Origin of the sequence: Sporosarcina sp. A2 (assembly GCF_050858885.1) — a bacterium.
Taxonomy (GTDB): Bacteria; Bacillota; Bacilli; order Bacillales_A; family Planococcaceae; genus Sporosarcina.
Genome location: NZ_CP193898.1, coordinates 2,275,001 through 2,294,832 on the forward strand (window position 1 = coordinate 2,275,001; position 19,832 = coordinate 2,294,832).

The window sequence follows — 19,832 nt, forward strand, 5'->3', positions numbered from 1 at the left end:
AAATCGTCTGCCCGAACTGTGGAAAAGAAACCAAAATGCTTGGCCGTGTAGATATGTGTGGACATTGTAGAGAACCACTTACAATGGACCCTACCCTTGAAGGAAAAGACTTTGATGAAATTTACAATAGACCTGATAAACGAAAAGGCTGAAACCAAAAACACGTACTTCTCTCAAACTAGAGAGAAGTACGTGTTTTTAGTTTGATTTAACAGCTTGGTTCTCACACGCAGGGCATACCCCATACACTTCTAATCGGTGAGACTTCACTTTAAAACCGGTCACATGGGATGCCAAACGCTCCACTTCTTCAAGCCCCGGATGATGAAAATCGACAATGCTTCCACACTCATCGCAAATGATGTGGTAGTGATCATGGGTTACAAAATCGAATCTGCTTGAAGCGTCTCCATACGTCAATTCCTTAACAAGGCCGGAGTTTCTGAAAACACGCAGATTATTGTAGACTGTCGCAACACTCATATTAGGGAAATCTTTTTCGAGTGCTTTGTAAATTTCATCCGCCGTTGGATGGGATTCAGAAGAAATGAGGAATTCCAAAATGGCATGTCGTTGCGGAGTAATTCGCACACCACTTTCCTTCAATGTGACAAGCGCATCCTTTAACATTGCACCAGGCATAACGAACACCTCTATTCCATAAAGATTACTTATTTATAATCATTATAATTAGTTTACTGAATTCGTTACCTGGTGTCAACCATTCGTGGTTATTCGAGAATACGCTACACTCAATAACCTCGTGCTGTCTCAATTACATTCTTATATTCTCCACTTTCTGAAATCCAAAGCGTCAAATTCTCTTTAAAGATCTCAAGCGCTCGTTCTATATACTTGGCTGACAATGCAGAAACGTGAGGAGAAACCGTGCAATTCGCCAACTGCCATAACGGACTTTCCACCGGTAACGGTTCCTGTTCGAATACATCCAGCACTGCATGCCCAATCTCTTCTTGTTCTAGCGCTTCTACGATTACCTGCTCTTTCACCAAATCACCACGACCGAAGTTCATGAAGGTTGCTGTGTCCTTCATCTTTTGGAAATGGGACCCGTCTAATATCCATCGTGTCTCTTGAGTACTGGGCAACACAGAAATGACATAGTCTGCTTCAGGAAGATACGTATCAATATGAGAAAACGAAATATCCTCTGACATCCCATCATGAGCACTACCCGAACGGCTGCACCCAATCGTATGAACGCCGAATGCTTGCAACAGCCTACCGATTTCTCCACCTATTGCACCCGGTCCAAGAATCATAGCCTTAGATCCACGTAATTCACCGGATTTCATCTTTTCCCATACTTTTTGCTTTTGTTGCTCCTGTATAACAGGAAGTGCGCGATTCAGGGATAAAATGTGAGCTAGAACAGACTCCGCCATAGGTGTCTTATGAATACCACTCACATTTGTTACTAGAATACCGCGCTCTCCCAATTGTTGAAGTGGCATTTTGTCAACACCCGCAGAAGCAACCATTATCCATTTCACTTCTGTTAAAGTATCCAAAATCTCTTTAGTTAAATCCATCCCGTATGTAATAAGGATTGTTATGTTTTTATCTTTTGCGCCTTCAATCGTGTTAGAGAAATCAAAATGAATTTGTGGGAATTGCTCGACTAACTCCATCTGAAACTGCTCTTTGATCGGAAACGTGAACAATGCATTTATCACTTCACTTCACCATTCCCTTCATTAGATACATGCAGTAATGTTTCATGGACATCATCGATATGACCATCCACTTTAACTTTTCTCCATTCTTTAATAACAGTACCCGTTGGATCGATTAGGAAAGTGGAACGCTCCACACCCATGTATTCTTTGCCGAATGACTTTTTCAATTTCCATACACCATACTTCTCAGCAACCGCATGTTCTGTGTCAGCTAAAAGGGAGAATGGGAGTCCGTGCTTATCACTAAATTTAAGATGAGAGTCTTGCCCGTCAGGACTTACGCCTAATATCACCGCATCGAGTGCACTAAATTCAGGATGATTTTCTTTAAACGTTTGTGCTTCTAGCGTACACCCCGGTGTTGCGTCTTTCGGATAAAAGTAAAGAACTACGTACTTCTTTCCAGCATAATCGGACAGTGTAACTGCATTTCCGCTTTCATTTGGTAAAGTAAAATCTGGCGCGTGCAACCCTTCAAGCATTGACATTTCTCATTCCTCCTAAATAGTTTATTTCTTATAATAGTATCGGACTACTCCGTCTTTTTCAATTCCTTTGGTGTTTCGCTCATTATTAGGTAAAATAGAGAGGAACTGATTTGAACGGAGGAATAACAATGGAACGAACAAATTCAGAAACAATTTATGCAGAAGCGTGTGAACATATCGTGGGCGGCGTCAACAGTCCATCTAGAGGTTACAAAGCAGTCGGTGGCGGTGCCCCAACTGTGATGGAGCGCGCGCAAGGCCCTTATTTCTGGGATGTTGATGGAAATAAGTATATTGATTACTTAGGCGCATATGGGCCAATTATTACAGGGCATGCTCATCCACATATAACAGCAGCAATCACGAAAGCAGCTGAAAACGGATTATTATACGGAACACCTACGAAACATGAAGTGAAATTCGCTAAAATGGTGAAGGATGCCATTCCAGGGTTGGATAAAGTCCGCTTCGTCAATTCAGGTACTGAAGCAGTCATGACAACAATTCGAGTTTCAAGAGCGTATACTGGTCGTACGAAAATCATGAAATTCGCTGGATGTTACCATGGTCACTCTGACCTCGTTCTTGTTGCTGCCGGTTCAGGTCCAGCAACACTTGGGACACCAGACTCAGCAGGAGTTCCTAAAACTATCGCTGAAGAAGTCATCACCATTCCTTTCAATAATCCAGAAAGCTTCAAAGTCGCTATGGATAAATGGGGAGATGAGATTGCGTGTATCTTAGTCGAACCAATTGTCGGGAACTTTGGAATCGTAGAGCCGCAGGATGGTTTCCTTCCACTTGTACATGAAATCGCCAAAGAAAAAGGTGCTCTCATTGTATACGATGAAGTTATTACAGCATTCCGCTTCCATTATGGATCAGCAGCTGAATTGCTCGGACTACAGCCTGACTTGATGGCACTTGGTAAAATCATCGGTGGCGGACTCCCTATCGGTGCTTACGGAGGAAAATCTGAAATCATGGATACTGTCGCTCCACTCGGACCCGCTTATCAAGCTGGAACAATGGCAGGAAATCCTGCCTCAATGCTTTCAGGAATCGCATGTCTGGAAGTTCTTCAAACGCCAGGTCTTTACGCAGAATTAGATCGTCTTGGAGCCATGTTAGAAGAAGGTATTCTTCTAGCTGCGCGAAAACACCATGTTCCGATTACGATCAATCGCAAAGGTGGAGCTCTTACAGTGTTCTTCACTGAAGAAACAATCGTGAACTACGACCAAGCTGAAGCGACAGATGGAGAGCGATTCGGTAAGTTCTTCAAACTATTGCTAAAGAACGGTATTAACTTAGCCCCTTCAAAATACGAAGCTTGGTTCATCACATCGGCTCACACAGAAAGAGATATACAAGATACACTAGTTGCCGTAGACCTTGCGTTTGCAGAGTTGCTGTAAGGAACGACTGTTGACCAATGCCGGGATTTATTGTAAAGTAGCGCAAAAGAGACCGTTGAAGAGAGGAATACATTCATGAAACTTGGTGCCCGAAGTTTAAAAACGGGTATTGCGATTGTCTTCGCATTGTTCGTTGCACAATCACTCGGCTTGCCCAATCCTGTGTTTGCAGGGATTGCAGCGATATTCGCGATTCAACCAACCATTTATAGATCTTATCTACAGGTAATTGAACGAATTCAAGGTAACTTGATAGGTGCTACTGTTGCAGTTGTCTTCGTTCTTGTATTCGGCCATCAGTTAGTCATCGTTGGACTTGCGGCTATAATTGTTATTTTAACTATGCTGAAATTAGGCTTAGAAAAATCGATTGGCCTTGCACTTGTCACGATGGTTGCTGTCATGGAAATCCAGGGTGATGACTTTCTCTTATTCGCGTCGCTTCGTGTATTAACCATTCTCATCGGTGTACTCGCAGCTTTCTTAGTAAATCTAATCTTCTTGCCACCAAAGTATGAAGTGAAATTATTTCAATCCATCCATCAGGCGCAAGATGAAATCATACGGTGGATTCGTCTAACCGGAAGACAGGCATCCGATTACATCGCTACAAAGAATGTTATTAAAAACTCAAAAGACCAACTAAAGAAAATCGATGAATTGTATTCACTTTACAAAGAAGAACGATATTACTTAAAGAAGAATCAGTATGCAAAAGGAAGAAAGTTAGTCGTCTATCGTCAAATGATTGTTGCATCTAATGCGAGTCTGCTAGTTCTAAAAAAACTTCATCTTCATGAGAACGAACTCGCAATATTGCCCGATCACTTTAAAATGATGGTGCAAGAACGCTTGGATGCAATACTTACGTATCACGAACAACTGCATTTGAAATTTGTCGGTAAGCTAAAAGCAGACCAGCTGAGCACAGGTCTTCACGATGAGCATATCCAGCGACATGAAGTGATGGAAATCTTTGTGAAAGAAATCATTCTTTCTAAAGAAGAAGACGAAGAGTTCTCCACTTACTATTTGCTTCATATACTTTCATCTATTCTGAACTATGAAGAACAGTTAGAGCATCTGGACAGTCTTGTCGTAACGTACCAAAGTAGATATGACAGTGAAGCCAATACAAAATTCGACGATGAAATCTATTAAAAAATCCTAGAGGCCCTTCGCCTCTAGGATTTTTTCAGCTTTTCATTTTTGGATCGAGTGCATCGCGCAACCCGTCTCCCATTAAGTTAAACCCTAGAACAGTAAGCATAATTGCGATTCCAGGGAAAATCATTGTCCATGGCGCAGATTGCAAATATGCTTTCGAATCCGCCAGCATCTTTCCCCACTCCGGCATAGGAGCTTGAGCGCCGAGACCGAGGAATCCAAGTGCAGCAGCTTCAAGAATTGCAGTTGCTACCGCGAGTGTCCCTTGAACAATAACGGGTGCCATTGAATTCGGCAGAATATGCGAAAACAAAATCCGAACATCTTTCATACCGATCGCTTTAGCGGAAGTAATGTATTCATCCTCTTTAATACTAAGTACTTTCGATCGGATTAATCGTCCAAAGTTCGGAACGTTTATAGTGGCAATCGCTATCAATGCATTCTGCAAACTTGGCCCGAGTACCGCGACAATCGCAATCGCGAGTAAGATTGAAGGGAATGCAAGCATGATATCAAAGACTCGCGAGATAATAACATCTACCCAGCGTCCATAATAACCAGCTACAATACCAAGAATACTTCCCACAACGACTGATCCGATAACCGAAAAGAATCCAACAGCTAACGAAATACGAGCACCGTGAATAATTCTCGATAGAATATCTCGGCCAAAGTCATCTGTTCCAAACCAATACTCAGCGGACGGTGGATGGAGTCTGTCTGCCAAGTTCTGATCGTTAATCCCTTGAGATGCTATCCAAGGAGCAAAAATGGCGATGATGATGAAGAATACAACGACTGCCATACCGACTACAGCCACTTTACTCTTTCTGAACCCCCGCCACGCTTCACTCCAAGGACCTGATTCTTTTTCCAGTTGCGCTTCTGCAATTCCATCCATCTTCGGTGTCAATTCAGACATAGTACCTTCCTCCTTCCTCAATCATATTTTATCCTCGGATCAATGACGCCGTACAATAGGTCAACAACGAGGTTAATCATGACGAAGAAAAATGCAACGACTAGAATCCCTGACTGTATGACTGGATAATCTCTGTAGTTAATAGCGTCGTAAATGTAACGTCCAATCCCTGGCCATGCAAAGATAGTTTCAGTTAAGATGGCACCACCTAGAAGCATCCCCATTTGAAGACCGATAATTGTTAAGACAGGAATAATAGCATTTTTCAATGCATGCTTATAAACTACGAAAAACATCTTTTGACCTTTCGCACGTGCTGTTCGAATGTAATCCGCACGCATCACTTCCAACATACTTGAACGAGTCATCCTAGCAATAATTGCCATAGGAATCGTTGCAAGAGCTATCCCCGGAAGAATTAAGTGCTTAAAGACTTCCCACAGCTGATCGAAGCGACCATTTAGCATGGCGTCTATCATGTAGAGATTCGTGATTGCCGAAACAGGATCTCGGACTTGCTCACGTCCTGTTGTTGGGAGCCATTGTAGTTCAATTGCAAACGCCCATTGTCCAAGTAGACCGAGCCAAAAGATCGGCATAGATACTCCTACTAGTGCTAAAATCATCGCAGTATAGTCAAACCAAGAGTTTTGGAACCATGCTGAAATGATCCCAGCATTAATGCCAATGACAATGGCAATGATCATTGCGAACAATGCAAGTTCAAGTGTCGCAGCAAGATATGGCCAAATTTCGTCAGCGACTGGTAATCGTGTTCGCATCGATTCACCGAGATTACCTGTGAAAAGACCTTTTAAATAACTAAAGAATTGGATATACCAAGGCTGATCTAGACCTAACTTTGCATTGAGTGCGGCAACCGCCTCAGGTGTTGCTTGTTGACCTAATATAACTTGTGCAGGATTACCAGGTATTGCCCGGATCATCATAAATACAACAAATGTCATGCCTAATAAAACTGGGATCAGTTGAAACAATCGCTTTCCTATGTAACTGAGCATTCGGTTCACCTCTCATGGCTCTAATTTACTCTACGCATTGCACAATCATTTAAAAAAACATGAAAGGGGGATATGGCATCTCGCCTCCCCCCTTCACACGTTCATGTGCATCGCAGGCTTACTTGAAGTCTACATTCGAAAGCAAGTCAGAACCTGTTGGATGTGGTACAAACCCAGTAAGATCCGCTGCTCCACCAAGTAATGGTGTTGAGTGAGCAAGTGGTACCCATGGAGCTTCTTCGTGAAGGATTTCTTGAGCTTTCATGTAAAGCTCATTACGCTTCTCTTCATCGATTTCTTTTTGTGCCTCAAGGAACAATTTGTGTGTTTCTGCGTTTTTGAAGTACGTGTAGTTGTTGCTCGCGATATTGTCTTCATCAAGTAGAACGTAAAGGAAGTTATCAGCGTCGCCGTTATCTCCAGTCCATCCAAGCATGAAGGCATCCGCTTCACCTTTACTTGCCTTGTCTAAATATGTTGCCCATTCATATGAAACGATTTTTGCTTTAATGCCTACATCAGCCAAGTTACTCTGGATAACTTCAGCAACCTTTGTACCATCTGGCATGTATGGACGTGGAACTGGCATTGCCCATAGTTCCATTTCAAATCCGTCTTCTAATCCTGCTGCTTTCAGTAATTCTTTTGCTTTTTCAGGATCATATGCGTATTCCTCAATCCCATCGTTGTAACCAGAGATTGATGATGGCATTGGGTTTTTCGCTACTTCTGCACGGCCTTCGAAGAATGAATCGATAATTGTTTGCTTATCGATTGCATAGTTCATTGCTTGACGTACTTCTTTCTTGTCGAATGGAGGACGTGTTACTGTAAGTCCTAGGTATCCTACGTTCATAGAAGGACGTTCGAATAACTGAAGGTTGCTGTCTCCTTCAATTTTCGCTCCGTCTGATGGGTTGATGCCATCAGCCAAATCGATTTCACCAGCAATCAAAGCATTCAAACGCGCTGCGTTATCCGGAATTGCGCGGAATACGACTTTATCAAGTTTAGGAAGTCCTTCTTGCCAATAATCAGCGTTCTTTTCGATTGTAATTGAATCGTTTGCTTTCCATTCAACAAACTTAAACGGACCAGTACCTACTGGGTTACGCTCGTACTCGTCGTCGCCTTTAGCAAATGCTTCAGGACTAGAAATTGCAAACATGCTCATTGCTAAGTTTTTCAAGAATGGAGCTTGTGGACGCTTAAGCGTGAAAACAACTGTGTTTTCGTCTTCAGCTATAACCGATTCGATAACAGCCTCTTCGTCCCCGTTGAAACCACCAAACATTGAACTATAGTACGGGAATTTCTCAGCGTCGCCGCCTGCCCATCGTGCGAAGTTCGCAACAACTGCATCTGCATTAAAGTCCGAACCGTCATGGAACTTAACGCCTTCTTCTAGTTTAAATGTATACGTCAACCCATCTTCAGATGGCTCCCACTCTTTTGCGAGCCCTGGCTGAATCGTTGTATCTTCATCACCGAAGTTTACAAGCGTTTCAAAAAGATTGACTGTTACTTTGAATGTTTCTCCTTCAGTTACACGTGATGGATCTAGAGATGTTGAATCGCCCCCACGTCCAAACACTAATGTCTTCTCTTTCGCGCTAGTTTTCTCACCATCGTCCTTAGCGCCTTCTTTTTCTTCGTCATTTCCACAAGCAGCGAGTGCTGTAGAAAGGACAAGTAACATTACGAGTGCAAGTGACCATAATTTCCCCTTCTTCATAAAGACCCCTCCATCTCTTTTTCTTTCAATTCTATGTCAGTGCCTGCTTGTTCACTATAAAGATGACAAGCGACAGATTGACCATTCTCATGTTCTACCAGCTTCGGCGAGACCTTTGTACAGACATCCATTTTAAATGGACAACGTGTATGGAACGTACACCCAGAAGGTGGATTTGCCGGACTTGGAATATCCCCATCAATCATCACTTGATCTTTAACATAATCAGGGTCTGGAACTGGCACCGCTGACAGCAATGCTTTTGTATATGGATGTAATGGATTTGCATACAATTGTTCACTCGGCGCAATTTCAACCATCCGACCTAAGTACATTACGCCAACTCGATCACTAATGTGGCGAACTACACCCAGATCATGTGCGATGAAAATATACGTCAAGTCGAATTCTTTCTGGAGATCTTGCATTAAATTCAATACTTGTGCTTGAATCGACACATCAAGCGCAGATACGGGTTCGTCAGCGATAATCAGTTTCGGATTTGTCATAAGTGCTCGAGCAATACCAATACGCTGGCGCTGACCACCACTAAACTGGTGAGGATAGCGTTTAGCATGGTATGCATCTAATCCTACAATCTCTAAAAACTTAATGACGGATTTCTTCCGCTCTTTTGCATCTGAAATTCCATGAACAACTAGAGGTTCTTCGAGAATTTTACCGATTGTATGACGCGGATTGAGCGATGCATATGGATCTTGAAACACCATTTGGATATCACGTCGCATTTTTCTCATTTCAGAAGTCGACAAAGAGGTTAGCTCTTTACCGTCAAACTCGACAGTACCTTCAGTCGGTTCCAAGAGCCTCATGAGCACTCTGCCTGTGGTCGATTTACCGCATCCACTCTCACCAACGATTCCAAGTGTTTCACCTTTGTTTACATAGAACGATATATCGTCTACCGCTTTTACATAACCTACAGTTCTTCCAAGTAGCCCTTTTTTAATTGGGAAATACTTTTTCAGTCCTTCAACTTTCAACAAAGGCTTTTGGTCCATCTTGGGTCACTCCTCCCTCACTATATAAGAAGCATCTCGTCTGATGTCCCATTTCGGTATGAATTAGTTGTGGGTCTTCACTCAAGCACCGGTCAAATGCAAATTCACAGCGTGCTGCAAATTTGCATCCTTGCTTAATCGACCCTGGTTTCGGAACATTTCCAGGGATTGAGTAAAGGCGTTCTTTTTTATAGCGCATATCGGGAACCGATTGAATGAGTCCTTTTGTATAAGGGTGTTGGGGGTCTTCAAATATCTTCTTTACTGAGGCTTCTTCGATCACTTGTCCAGCATACATAACAATTACTCGTTCGCACGTCTCTGCGACAACTCCTAAGTCGTGAGTAATTAACATAATTGCGGTATCTAGTCGCGTGTTCAAATCTTTCATCAGTTTTAAGATTTGTGCTTGGATAGTTACATCCAAAGCAGTAGTAGGTTCGTCAGCAATGAGTAATTTTGGATCACACACAAGGGCCATTGCGATCATGACCCGTTGTCTCATACCACCGGATAACTGATGAGGATACTCATCTATCAATTCATCCGCTCGAGGTAGGCCGACTAACTTCAACATCTCAATAGCACGAGCACGTGCACGTTTTTTAGACCATTTCTTTTCGTGGATCAGAATTGCTTCTGACATTTGGTTTCCTATCGTGAAAAGTGGATTCAGCGATGTCATCGGTTCTTGGAAAATCATCGCTATATCATTACCACGTATGTATCGCATTTCTTTCTCGCTTTTCTTCAACAAGTCATTACCCTGAAATAGTATTTCGCCACCCGTAATTTTACCTGGCGGCTTCGGTACTAGACCCATCACTGAAAGCGAGGTCACACTCTTACCACATCCAGATTCACCAACTATTCCAAGCACTTCCCCTTCTCTCACAAAGAAATCAACGTGATCGACCGCTGGAATTGCTCCCGAATCAGTAAAGAAAGTGGTCTGCAAGTCTTTAACATCCAAGACCTTTTTTCGTTCGCTCATGATACCGCCCTCTCCCAATACTATTTTTCTAAATATAACTTCTATTCAGTATTATACGGTTTTTTAATTGTAAATCAAGACAATTTTCAATACAATCAAAAAATGCAGACAATAAGGATTATTACCCATACTGTCTGCATCTCGATTATATTGTTTGAACTTGAAATAAATCGTAGTAAATTCCTCGTTTGGTAATTAGTTCAGCATGCGTACCTTGTTCTTTCAATTCCCCATGATCGATAACTAAAATCTTATCCGCATGTGTAATTGTCGAAAGCCTATGTGCCACAATGATTGTTGTTCGATCATGGGCTAAGCGATTTAAGGATTCTTGAATGAGTGCTTCACTCTCTAGGTCAAGTGCTGATGTGGCTTCATCCAATATAAGCATTGGTGGATTTTTCAAGAATACACGCGCAATGGAAAGACGTTGTTTCTGTCCTCCTGAAAGTTTGACTCCTCGCTCACCAACTTTTGTATCATACCCTTCAGGCAAATCTAAAATGAAGTCATGGGCATTCGCAGCCTTAGCCGCATCTACGATCTCCTCTTCAGTGGCATCAGGTTTCCCCATCGAAATATTGCTGCGGACTGAATCGCTGAACAAGATGCTATCTTGGAGAACTAGACCGATTTGGTCACGCAATGACTTTGTCTGAATGTCTCGCAAATCGTAGCCATCAATCTTAATAGCTCCTCCGGTAACATCGTAAAACCGCGGTATCAGACTGACAATCGTCGACTTTCCGCCACCACTCATGCCAACAAGTGCGACTGTCTCGCCAGGTTTCACCGTAAAGTTCATCCCTTTAAGAATCGGGAATCCTTCTTTTTCATACGCAAAATCCACATGATCAAACTTAACTTCACCTTGAATTTTAGGTAATGCAACAGCATCATTTTTATCGGTTACTTCATAGGGTTCTTCCATCAACTCGAAGACGCGATCCATGGAAGCAAATGATTGTGTTAGAGATGTCGATGCATTGACAAGACGTCGAAGCGGATTGTACAGACGGTCGATATAAGCGATGAACGCAACCATCGTACCTACTGATAGATCTCCGTTTATAACTTGATACCCAGCATATGCGATTACTAATAATGGTGCAACATCCGTAATTGTATTCACAACAGCAAAGGCTTTCGCATTCCACCTTGTATGTTCAATTGCTTTGTCGAGAAACTGCCCATTGGTTTCATCGAATCGTTTTTGTTCAATCTCCTCTAGTGAAAAACTTTTAATGACACTTACGCCAGCGACACGTTCATGTAAGTAACTTTGAACGTTAGCAAGTGCTTGAGATCGCTCACCTGTAAGTTTTCGGAGCTTGCCGAAAAAGTGTTTGACGCTATACGCATAGAAAGGAAAGGCCAGCAATGTCACTAATGTTAAGGGTACATCCATCGTAAGCATGATTGTTACTGCAATTAGAATTGTTGCTAAATCGAGCCAAACGTTCATCAAACCAATCATTACGAAGTTCTTTGTTTGTTCCACGTCGTTGATGATTCTTGAAATAACTTCGCCAGCACGGGTTTCTGTATAATAGCGCAGGCTTAACTTTTGTAGATGCCCATATAGATTTTGACGAATATCATATAGGATTTTATTACTCACTAACTGTGCGTAATATTGCCGGTAGTATTCCACTGGTGGTCGGATGATGAAAAACACGAGAGCGGTTCCGCCAAGCCAGTAGAAGAGTTGTTTCGTTTGTTCCGCATCTGTCATCGTTTTGGAACCGATAATCGTGTCGATGACAATTTTAATGAGTAAAGGAATGAATAGCGGTATTGCAAACTTGATGATTCCTATGATTACTGTTAGTCCAATTTGCCAATTATACGGTTTTACAAATTTCATATAACGCTTTATACTCTCTCCCATATCATCCCTCCTATCAAAAAAAGCCTGCCGCAAACTTCGCAGCTCGGCTTATTCACACTTCATTCTTCATGTTTTTGTAAAACTCATAACGCGATGTCCAAACCTCGATAAAGTCTGGAGCAAACGGACCTTTGCGTTGCTTAATCCAACTTAATAGCGTTTCAAGATTACGATGCAAAATCTTATCAATCACTTCAGGATAACCCATCTGCTTTTTATGATCTGCGTATTCATCTTCGTCCAAAATGAGATAGCTCATATCCGGGAAGACTTTGACATCCAAGTCATAGTCGATATATTTAATGGAATTATTGTCAAAGACAAACGGGGAGCTAATATTGACATAATAGTACACGCCGTCTTCACGAAGCATGCAGATGATATTGAACCAACGTTCTGCGTGGAAATAACAGATTGACGGTTCGCGTGTAATCCATGTCCTGCCATCCGATTCCGTAACCAACGTTCGATCATTCGCTCCAATAATAATATTACGTGTACCTTTTAAGACAACCGTTTCTTGCCAAACCCTATGAATATTACCATCATGCTTGTAACTATGTACTTGAACCGTTTCCCCTTCTTTTGGAATGTCCATCTTTAAAACCACCTTTTCGTGACCGGGAAATTTATCGTTCCATTCTTATCACAACATTATACCAACCGTTTCTATAAATAGAAAACGATTAACCCTGCAATAAAGAAAAACCGGTAGGGAAATGAAATTCCCTACCGGCCGGTGGTGTCCATCCAATTATTTTGTTTGGTCTCCGTATTTGTTTGCACGTTGTCCTGAAGCTTGACGCTTGTTAGCTTCAGCTTGTTGGTTTTGTTGTTTCACGTGCTGTACATCTGTCTCGGCTCCAAACTCTTCGTTCATTAGCGGATTGTTTTGTTGGTTTTGTTGGTTTTGTTGCTGTTGCTGGTTGTTTTTCTGGTTCCGCGGGTTGTTAGTTGTCATGGATATTCACCTCCGTAACAACTAGCATATCCAGACTGCATGAATTTATTCTGCTCTCACTAAATTATAGCTCGAGTTGTTCTAAAAGCTTACTCATCGGTTTGGATTTTGGCAATTGCTCAAGTTCATGCTCCGAGAAAAACCGATAGCCTTCTGGAATTGGGGATTGGTCTTGCAAAACAGCATGGAACCCTTCAACGAGCCATGTTATATGTGAGAAGACGTGTTTAAAGCGGGCGAACTCTATTCCTTTATCAAGCAACAAACCAGTTTCTGTCATTAACTGATCAAGTGCAGACGCTTCCTCAGTCACTTCAAGTTGAGGAAATTCCCAGAAGTCAGCAAGTAAACCTTCTGATGGTCTCTTCCGCAAAAGGAATTTTCCACCTGGCTCTTGAATAGCAAACGAACAGATTGTCACAACTTTCTTTCTGACCTTTTTCGTTTTAACAGGTAGTTCTTCTTGTTTTCCTTCATTAAATGCTTCGCAAAACTCTCTCACCGGACATAGAAGACAACGGGGTCTAGGTGTGCATATTGTTGCCCCGAGTTCCATAATTGCCTGATTGAACGAAGACGGATCGCTCTCATCAATAATTTCCATAACGCGTTGCTCAAACACCTTTTTCGTTTTAGGGATTGCGATGTCTTCATCGATTAAGAAAAGTCTTGAAAAAACGCGCATGACATTTCCGTCGACTGCATGCTCTGGTATTCCATAAGCAATACTTAGAACAGCACCAGCAGTATACGGCCCAATTCCTTTTAAGCTCATAATTTCCGATCGTGTTTCCGGTATTTTACTGTCGTACTGTTCAACTACTTCACGAACGCCCGCTTGTAGATTCCGTACACGTGAGTAATAACCAAGACCTTCCCAATGTTTCAATACGTTTTCCTCTTCGGCTACAGCCAGCGCCTCCATTGTCGGGAACGAATTGATGAATCTTTCATAATACGGGATAACCGTATCTACACGGGTTTGTTGTAACATTACTTCAGATACCCAGATGTAATAAGGATCTGAGGTTCTTCTCCAGGGAAGATCTCTTTTTTCTTCATGGTACCAAGAAAGAAGTGCTTCATTGAACACTTTCTTTTGACTAATTTTCATTGGAAAACTCCTTCTACTCGCTAATACTTTTAGGTTATTCAAATTTGGGTATATAATTAAGAGAACTGTTGAAATGATTTCAGCGGATACGTCAAAGTAAAGGAGTGATGGAGTGGACACAGGAACACACATTGCAATGGGTATTGCAATTAGTGGACTTGCTATGGCAGATCCGATGGTAGCCTCACACTCAGCAACCATGGGTCCGGTTTTTGCAGGCATTATTGTAGGTTCATTAATACCAGATATCGATACCGTACTAAAACTTAGGAATAACGCCGTTTACATACGGAATCATAGAGGAATTACTCATTCCATTCCAGCAGTATTGTTATGGCCGATTGTTATTTCAGTCATCTTATCGTTCTTCGTACCTGAAGCGAATTTCATTCACCTATGGGCATGGACATTTCTTGCTGTATTCGTTCATGTGTTTGTTGATATCTTTAATTCCTATGGAACTCAGGCACTTAGGCCATTTTCACAAAAGTGGGTCGCATTAAGCGTCATTAATACATTCGATCCAATAATTTTCGCTTTACACACAATCGCAATTGCAGCTTGGTTATTTGGGGCACAGCCTGTGCTGACAATGAGTATATTATATAGTGTAGTATTTGTGTATTATTTACTTCGTTTTGCGGTACGCGGTGCCGTAAAACGGGCAGTTTGTAATACGATTCCTGATGCTGTTGATATTTACATCGCACCTACTATGCGGTTCTTCCAGTGGCGCATTGCAGCTTCCACTAAAACCGACCACTACGTTGGACGTGCGTATGGACGATCCGTCAACATCTACGATCGGTTTGACCGAAAGCCGTTGCCCGATTCTCCTTATGTACTAGCGGCGATGACAGATAAGAACATTGAAGCATTTGTTGCATTCTCTCCTATTTACAGATGGGAAATTACGCAAGTCGATGTATTGACAGAAGTTCGTCTCATCGACTTGCGCTATAGAAGTAAAACGTTTTATCCGTTTGTCGCAGTAGCGCACGTGGACGAAGAGTTAAACGTCGTGAACTCGTATACGGGTTGGATATTCTCTGAAGACAAGCTCAAGAAGAAATTGAACTTCCTTGAAGAATCATAATGGGAAAGTTATTTACCTGACTTTACGGATGCTAACATGGCGAGCGGGAGAGCTTCTTCAGCTTGTTCGCCACCCATCCGGTACCCCCAAGCAAAACGTCCTTTTAAATAATCGACTTTAAAGAAGAACCCTTCATCGCCTTGGATTTTATAAATCTCACCAGGGATGATAGTAGTTGGATCTATTAGATAGGATTGAGCCATCAATGCTTTACGCTGATAGACTGCGTACTCATTTAGAATCCCTAGTTGCTCGGCTTTTCGAGCTTTTTCCATAATACGCGCAATCTCAGTACGTAATTCTTGTTCATTCATTTGACTATATTTCTTTTCATTCTCCATCTTCTTCAAGCTCCTTTTTTTCGATGAATGCATCAATCCGGTCAAACGGAATTCCTTTTCGATACATTGCTTCTTTGACACGTTTCTTTCGGTCATAGCCTCTGTACTTAATACTCACTCGACGCCATGCCTTTTCACCAGTTGTCTCGGTGATTGCTGTCCATTCATCTTCCTCAGGTTCAAAATCTACTGAAGCTATTGCTTCTCTAATGATGTCAAAAGAAAATCCTTTACGCTGAAGTGCATTTTGTATGCGTTGCTTTAGTTGTGTAGGTGCAACCGTTGAATGCTTACGTGCTGCTTTTTCAACTAATTTTGTAGCAGTCGCCAATTGTTCTTGAGGGTCATATTCTTCTAAAGTAGTTTCTTGAATTGAAGGGTCAATCCCCTTTTTCTCCATGTCTTCTTTGATAGCGTTCGGCCCCTTTCCAGTGGTGTTTTTTTGAGTTCGAAGAAGTGCTTCAGAAAATGCTTGGTCATCTAGAAAACCTGATCTCTTTAGCTTAAGTATTGCCTCTTGAATAACCGCTTCACCAAATTCCGCGTGTAGTAATTTTTGTTTCACTTCATATTCGCTTCTCATTCTAAACCCGAGAAAGTGTAGAGCTCTATTAAATGCGCGTTGGATTTCTTCTTCATATTCAAGATCTTCTATTTCCCAGTTTTCCAACTGCATACCTTTAGTCAATCCGAATTTTACGAGATTCGACTCGTGTACGCTAAACGCATAGACTTCATCCAAGAAAATGTTATATCTTTCTTTTTCCCGCTTTTGTTGTGTGATTTTGGTGATCACTGGCACAACTATCACCTCCGCTTCATTATAGTATACCTGTTCTTATAACGCCGGTCAGCTGAATCGTTTTAGACTTTTTGAAAGGGGATTTTTCAATGAATATTTTAATAACAGGTGGCACAGGTTTCATCGGTTCTAAACTATTAGAGTTATTGCAAACAGAAGGCCATGAACTCACCGTCCTAACAAGAAGTGAGTCAAAACAGAAAAATGGAATTCACTATGTTCAGTGGCTACATAACGACGCATCGCCTGAAGAAGTACTAACACCACCAGATGCAGTTGTAAATTTAGCAGGTACCTCAATCAACGATGGCAGTTGGTCGGAAGAACACCAGAAGAAAATCTACGAAAGTCGCATGGAAGCAACCGATGAATTGCTTCGTATACTTGGAGCTCTAAGCAAAAAACCTGACGTTTTCGTGAATGCTAGTGCTATCGGACTTTATCCAACTTCGGAAACTCACGTATATACAGAAGACTCACTGGAAATTGCACATGACTTCCTCGGGAAAACGGTTCATGATTGGGAGCAAAAAGCCGCCAAAATGAGAGAATACGGTACACGTGTTGTTTTTACGCGATTTGGTACCGTTTTCGGAAAAGGTGGAGGTGCCCTTCCTCTCATTGCGCTACCTTATAAATTATTTGCAGGAGGTCCGATTGGATCTGGTCAACAATGGATTTCTTGGGTTCATGTAGAAGATGTGGCTCGTGCAATTTTGTTTGCAATCCAAACCCCATCTTTAGAAGGTCCTGTAAACGTAACTGCACCTACACCTGTACGCATGTCTAATTTAGGCAAAACGATTGCATCCGTTACAAGTCGTCCCCATTGGCTTCCTGTTCCAGGATTCGCTATGAAACTCGCGCTCGGTAAAAAGAGTAAGTTGGTGCTCGAAGGACAACATGTGCTACCTGAAAAACTTAACAATAGTGACTTCACTTTTAATTATCCTGCAATTCGCCCAGCAATCGAACGCATTCTAGGTTGAGCACAGTATAATTTCCTGACATTCGCACACGCTAGTGAAAAAGGAGTGTGCTCGATATGATGGAACAACACGGACCAGGAATTCTGATGGCAGCCTTTGTCATTGTCGTTGGGTTAGCTTTTAATCCATTTTCAGCTCATGCAGATGAGTTTCACTGGGGTTTTAAGAAGTCAATGAACGGAGAACCTCCTAACGCAGGCTCAGCACTTGAATCGATGCTCGAGGAGTATGGAGCGATTTATAAAGGAAAACCAGACGATAAAATTGTCTATTTAACTTTTGACAATGGGTATGAAAATGGAGAGACGGAAAGTATTTTGAATACATTGCAAAAGGAAGAAACACCTGCCACCTTCTTTTTAACAGGACACTATCTTAAAAGTGCTGCTCCACTCGTAAAAAGAATGGTGAAAGATGGCCATGGCATCGGCAATCATTCTTACGGACATCCAAACATGTCAAAGCTGAGTCCTGAGAAAATGAAGGAAGAATGGACGAAGTTCGATACGTTGCTTGAAGAGACGACTGATATTAAGAGAACGGTATATGCGAGACCGCCTGAGGGGATTTTTAACGAGGAATTACTTGCTGTTGGGAACTCCCTTGGCTATCGTCATATATTTTGGTCAGTAGCTTTCATCGATTGGTATGCTGATAAACCTAAAGGCCGCGATTTCGCCTATAATGAACTTATGAATCAGTTACATCCTGGGGCAGTGATCCTAATGCATACAGTTTCTTCGGATAACTCTCAAGCTCTCCCTGATTTCATCAGAGACGCAAAGAAACAAGGCTATACGTTTGGATCTTTAGACGACCTAGTGATGGAGTATGAAGACATCCAACTTGGCTTAGCTCAATAAACTGGATAAATAGAGAGAGACCTGGCTCAATTGAGCTCGGTCTCTTTTAGTAAAATCTCATAATTTAGTCAATCCATTAACTCAACGTTTGCTGCTTCAACGGCTTTTTAATGAATACTGTCAATAAGAAGAGTATGCCTAGAATTAGACTAAACACATATAAATAGCTTTGTTGTGCAGTTTCTAAAACGAAACCACCGAGTATAGGGCCCGTCAAACTACCAAAGCTGAAGAAGATTCCACATAGTAAATTGCCTGTCGGAAGCAAATGCTTTGGTGTGAGATCTGACATGTACGCTACACCAAGAGAAAAGAGAGAACCTGAAAACAACCCACCTATAAAGAACATGATCATTACAGCAATTGCAGATGCACTCAGCCATGCTGCTCCTGTAAACGCAAGCATACCACCACCTAAGCCTAAGAGCAGAACAGGTCTTCGTCCTATTTTGTCCGACAAAATACCAAGTGGAACTTGCGATATGATCCCCCCGAAAGCAAATGCAGGAATAATGATTGACACCATCGTCAAAGGAATCCCATTACGCAATGCGTAAACTGGGAACATTGCATTCAAAGAAGATTCTAAGAAGCCATACGCGAAGGGTCCTAGAAGCGCTACCCAAGCTACAATGACTGTTACCTTTACACGACTTCCGAAGTGACCTACAAATGCAGTTCCAGCAGTTGCCTCGGGTATGTCATTTCTTAGAGTAAACACAAGCCCCCATGCACAAAGTGTAAGAACTGCAGAAACGATGAACGGAAGTCCTTCATATATCCCTACAAGTGGTACAAACATTGGACCGATTGCAAATCCAACGCCTACAGACAATCCATATATGGAGATACTTCTTCCGAGACGATCGGTGGGTACTGTACTGGTAACCCAAGTCTGCGTTGCAAAATGGAGGGCGTGATCTCCAATCCCGATAAATAATCTAAGAACAAACCAAAATACCACACTCTTCCATAACGGGAAGGATAGAAGAGAGACAATGACAATTACTCCACCCGCTATAATGACTGGCTTGTACCCAAACTTACGTAGCGGCGCTTCCATAAATGGTGATACTAATAATGTACCTATGTATAATCCAGTGGCATTTAATCCATTTAAAGTTCCTGAAATACCATCCTGTTCAAAAATAGCAGAAATTAACGGAAGTAACATACCTTGCGAAAATCCTGAGATGGACACGATGATGACCAATACCCAAAAGCGATGCCGTTGCTGGTCTCGAACGATGTGCATTCTTCTAACACCCCTTTTCAAACGAAAACCTATATAATGATAGCATACA

Annotated in this window: 21 protein-coding genes (1 of these 21 cut by a window edge); 6 read left to right on the forward strand and 15 right to left on the reverse strand. The window is 42.0% G+C overall.

The annotated features are described in order from the left end of the window. On the forward strand, positions 1 to 152 hold the 3' end of the coding sequence (locus tag ACRPI0_RS11590; protein ID WP_432352798.1) for a YgzB family protein. It extends 205 nt beyond the left edge of the window; only the last 152 of its 357 coding nucleotides appear in the window; the start codon falls outside the window, past its left edge; the stop codon is at positions 150 to 152. A 46-nt stretch (positions 153 to 198) separates the two neighbouring features. On the opposite strand, the gene perR is transcribed toward ACRPI0_RS11590, so the two are convergent. From perR to bcp, 3 genes are all read right to left on the reverse strand, one after another. Continuing rightward, a complete protein-coding gene (perR, locus tag ACRPI0_RS11595) occupies positions 199 to 642 on the reverse strand; it encodes a peroxide-responsive transcriptional repressor PerR (protein ID WP_432352799.1) in 444 nt (147 codons plus the stop codon). 110 nt (positions 643 to 752) lie between these two features. Then, positions 753 to 1,694, reverse strand: a complete 942-nt coding sequence (locus ACRPI0_RS11600) for a D-2-hydroxyacid dehydrogenase (RefSeq protein ID WP_432355946.1) — start codon at positions 1,692 to 1,694, stop codon at positions 753 to 755. Then, positions 1,694 to 2,188: a thioredoxin-dependent thiol peroxidase gene (bcp, locus tag ACRPI0_RS11605; protein ID WP_432352800.1), complete on the reverse strand. Its 495-nt coding sequence runs from the start codon at positions 2,186 to 2,188 to the stop codon at positions 1,694 to 1,696. Before bcp ends, ACRPI0_RS11600 begins: the two co-directional genes overlap by 1 nt. Before the next feature lie 128 nt (positions 2,189 to 2,316). Here bcp and ACRPI0_RS11610 point away from each other — a divergent pair, with 128 nt between their 5' ends. Both ACRPI0_RS11610 and ACRPI0_RS11615 read left to right on the forward strand, forming a co-directional pair. Further along, complete coding sequence (locus ACRPI0_RS11610; protein WP_432352801.1) at positions 2,317 to 3,606, forward strand: glutamate-1-semialdehyde 2,1-aminomutase; 1,290 nt, start codon at positions 2,317 to 2,319, stop codon at positions 3,604 to 3,606. A 75-nt stretch (positions 3,607 to 3,681) separates the two neighbouring features. Then, positions 3,682 to 4,767, forward strand: a complete 1,086-nt coding sequence (locus ACRPI0_RS11615) for an FUSC family protein (protein ID WP_432352802.1) — start codon at positions 3,682 to 3,684, stop codon at positions 4,765 to 4,767. Between the two features lie 34 nt (positions 4,768 to 4,801). On the opposite strand, the gene nikC is transcribed toward ACRPI0_RS11615, so the two are convergent. From nikC to mutY, 9 genes are all read right to left on the reverse strand, one after another. After that, on the reverse strand, positions 4,802 to 5,698 hold the full coding sequence (gene nikC / locus ACRPI0_RS11620; protein WP_432352803.1) for a nickel transporter permease: 897 nt from the start codon (positions 5,696 to 5,698) through the stop codon (positions 4,802 to 4,804). Positions 5,699 to 5,715: 17 nt separating this feature from the next. Beyond that, positions 5,716 to 6,720 (reverse strand): ABC transporter permease, encoded by a 1,005-nt coding sequence (locus tag ACRPI0_RS11625; protein ID WP_432352804.1) that lies wholly within the window; start codon positions 6,718 to 6,720, stop codon positions 5,716 to 5,718. Between the two features lie 118 nt (positions 6,721 to 6,838). After that, positions 6,839 to 8,455 (reverse strand): ABC transporter substrate-binding protein, encoded by a 1,617-nt coding sequence (locus ACRPI0_RS11630; protein ID WP_432352806.1) that lies wholly within the window; start codon positions 8,453 to 8,455, stop codon positions 6,839 to 6,841. Further along, on the reverse strand, positions 8,452 to 9,477 hold the full coding sequence (locus tag ACRPI0_RS11635) for an ABC transporter ATP-binding protein (RefSeq protein WP_432352808.1): 1,026 nt from the start codon (positions 9,475 to 9,477) through the stop codon (positions 8,452 to 8,454). Before ACRPI0_RS11635 ends, ACRPI0_RS11630 begins: the two co-directional genes overlap by 4 nt. Next, positions 9,449 to 10,471, reverse strand: a complete 1,023-nt coding sequence (locus ACRPI0_RS11640; RefSeq protein ID WP_432352809.1) for an ABC transporter ATP-binding protein — start codon at positions 10,469 to 10,471, stop codon at positions 9,449 to 9,451. Before ACRPI0_RS11640 ends, ACRPI0_RS11635 begins: the two co-directional genes overlap by 29 nt. A 145-nt stretch (positions 10,472 to 10,616) precedes the next feature. Then, positions 10,617 to 12,362: an ABC transporter ATP-binding protein gene (locus ACRPI0_RS11645; protein WP_432352810.1), complete on the reverse strand. Its 1,746-nt coding sequence runs from the start codon at positions 12,360 to 12,362 to the stop codon at positions 10,617 to 10,619. 52 nt (positions 12,363 to 12,414) lie between these two features. Further along, entirely contained in the window at positions 12,415 to 12,960 is a 546-nt protein-coding gene (gene ntdP / locus ACRPI0_RS11650) for a nucleoside tri-diphosphate phosphatase (RefSeq protein ID WP_432352811.1), read from the reverse strand. Positions 12,961 to 13,116: 156 nt separating this feature from the next. Next, positions 13,117 to 13,323 carry a gamma-type small acid-soluble spore protein gene (locus ACRPI0_RS11655; RefSeq protein ID WP_432352812.1) on the reverse strand — a complete coding sequence of 69 codons (207 nt, stop codon included), beginning with the start codon at positions 13,321 to 13,323 and terminating at the stop codon, positions 13,117 to 13,119. Between the two features lie 64 nt (positions 13,324 to 13,387). After that, positions 13,388 to 14,437 (reverse strand): A/G-specific adenine glycosylase, encoded by a 1,050-nt coding sequence (gene mutY / locus ACRPI0_RS11660; RefSeq protein ID WP_432352813.1) that lies wholly within the window; start codon positions 14,435 to 14,437, stop codon positions 13,388 to 13,390. Positions 14,438 to 14,549: 112 nt separating this feature from the next. Between mutY and ACRPI0_RS11665 the strand changes: the two genes are divergently transcribed. After that, positions 14,550 to 15,533 (forward strand): metal-dependent hydrolase, encoded by a 984-nt coding sequence (locus ACRPI0_RS11665; protein WP_432352814.1) that lies wholly within the window; start codon positions 14,550 to 14,552, stop codon positions 15,531 to 15,533. Between the two features lie 8 nt (positions 15,534 to 15,541). Here ACRPI0_RS11665 and ACRPI0_RS11670 read toward each other — a convergent pair whose 3' ends face one another. Together ACRPI0_RS11670 and recX are read right to left on the reverse strand one after the other, a co-directional pair. Next, positions 15,542 to 15,874: a YfhH family protein gene (locus ACRPI0_RS11670; RefSeq protein ID WP_432352815.1), complete on the reverse strand. Its 333-nt coding sequence runs from the start codon at positions 15,872 to 15,874 to the stop codon at positions 15,542 to 15,544. Further along, entirely contained in the window at positions 15,864 to 16,676 is an 813-nt protein-coding gene (gene recX / locus ACRPI0_RS11675; protein WP_432352816.1) for a recombination regulator RecX, read from the reverse strand. The genes ACRPI0_RS11670 and recX overlap by 11 nt, the downstream gene beginning before the upstream one ends. 89 nt (positions 16,677 to 16,765) lie before the next feature. Here recX and ACRPI0_RS11680 point away from each other — a divergent pair, with 89 nt between their 5' ends. Together ACRPI0_RS11680 and ACRPI0_RS11685 are read left to right on the forward strand one after the other, a co-directional pair. Beyond that, the gene (locus ACRPI0_RS11680; protein WP_432352817.1) at positions 16,766 to 17,665 is read left to right on the forward strand and encodes a TIGR01777 family oxidoreductase; all 900 of its coding nucleotides are present in this window, start codon (positions 16,766 to 16,768) and stop codon (positions 17,663 to 17,665) included. A gap of 56 nt (positions 17,666 to 17,721) precedes the next feature. Then, complete coding sequence (locus ACRPI0_RS11685) at positions 17,722 to 18,528, forward strand: polysaccharide deacetylase family protein (protein ID WP_432352818.1); 807 nt, start codon at positions 17,722 to 17,724, stop codon at positions 18,526 to 18,528. 76 nt (positions 18,529 to 18,604) lie between these two features. Here the strand turns inward: ACRPI0_RS11685 and ACRPI0_RS11690 are convergent, their stop codons facing one another. Continuing rightward, positions 18,605 to 19,783 carry an MFS transporter gene (locus ACRPI0_RS11690; protein ID WP_432352819.1) on the reverse strand — a complete coding sequence of 393 codons (1,179 nt, stop codon included), beginning with the start codon at positions 19,781 to 19,783 and terminating at the stop codon, positions 18,605 to 18,607. Positions 19,784 to 19,832 lie beyond the last annotated feature (49 nt).

Bases quoted from the DNA above. Each gene is read 5' to 3' on its own strand.
- perR (WP_432352799.1), bottom strand. From the start codon at position 642: ATGCCTGGTGCAATGTTAAAGGATGCGCTTGTCACATTGAAGGAAAGT.
- bcp (WP_432352800.1), bottom strand. From the start codon at position 2,188: ATGTCAATGCTTGAAGGGTTGCACGCGCCAGATTTTACTTTACCAAAT.
- ACRPI0_RS11610 (WP_432352801.1), top strand. From the start codon at position 2,317: ATGGAACGAACAAATTCAGAAACAATTTATGCAGAAGCGTGTGAACAT.
- ACRPI0_RS11615 (WP_432352802.1), top strand. From the start codon at position 3,682: ATGAAACTTGGTGCCCGAAGTTTAAAAACGGGTATTGCGATTGTCTTC.
- nikC (WP_432352803.1), bottom strand. From the start codon at position 5,698: ATGTCTGAATTGACACCGAAGATGGATGGAATTGCAGAAGCGCAACTG.
- ACRPI0_RS11625 (WP_432352804.1), bottom strand. From the start codon at position 6,720: ATGCTCAGTTACATAGGAAAGCGATTGTTTCAACTGATCCCAGTTTTA.
- ACRPI0_RS11630 (WP_432352806.1), bottom strand. From the start codon at position 8,455: ATGAAGAAGGGGAAATTATGGTCACTTGCACTCGTAATGTTACTTGTC.
- ACRPI0_RS11635 (WP_432352808.1), bottom strand. From the start codon at position 9,477: ATGGACCAAAAGCCTTTGTTGAAAGTTGAAGGACTGAAAAAGTATTTC.
- ACRPI0_RS11640 (WP_432352809.1), bottom strand. From the start codon at position 10,471: ATGAGCGAACGAAAAAAGGTCTTGGATGTTAAAGACTTGCAGACCACT.
- ACRPI0_RS11645 (WP_432352810.1), bottom strand. From the start codon at position 12,362: ATGGGAGAGAGTATAAAGCGTTATATGAAATTTGTAAAACCGTATAAT.
- ntdP (WP_432352811.1), bottom strand. From the start codon at position 12,960: ATGGACATTCCAAAAGAAGGGGAAACGGTTCAAGTACATAGTTACAAG.
- ACRPI0_RS11655 (WP_432352812.1), bottom strand. From the start codon at position 13,323: ATGACAACTAACAACCCGCGGAACCAGAAAAACAACCAGCAACAGCAA.
- mutY (WP_432352813.1), bottom strand. From the start codon at position 14,437: ATGAAAATTAGTCAAAAGAAAGTGTTCAATGAAGCACTTCTTTCTTGG.
- ACRPI0_RS11670 (WP_432352815.1), bottom strand. From the start codon at position 15,874: ATGGAGAATGAAAAGAAATATAGTCAAATGAATGAACAAGAATTACGT.
- ACRPI0_RS11680 (WP_432352817.1), top strand. From the start codon at position 16,766: ATGAATATTTTAATAACAGGTGGCACAGGTTTCATCGGTTCTAAACTA.
- ACRPI0_RS11685 (WP_432352818.1), top strand. From the start codon at position 17,722: ATGATGGAACAACACGGACCAGGAATTCTGATGGCAGCCTTTGTCATT.
- ACRPI0_RS11690 (WP_432352819.1), bottom strand. From the start codon at position 19,783: ATGCACATCGTTCGAGACCAGCAACGGCATCGCTTTTGGGTATTGGTC.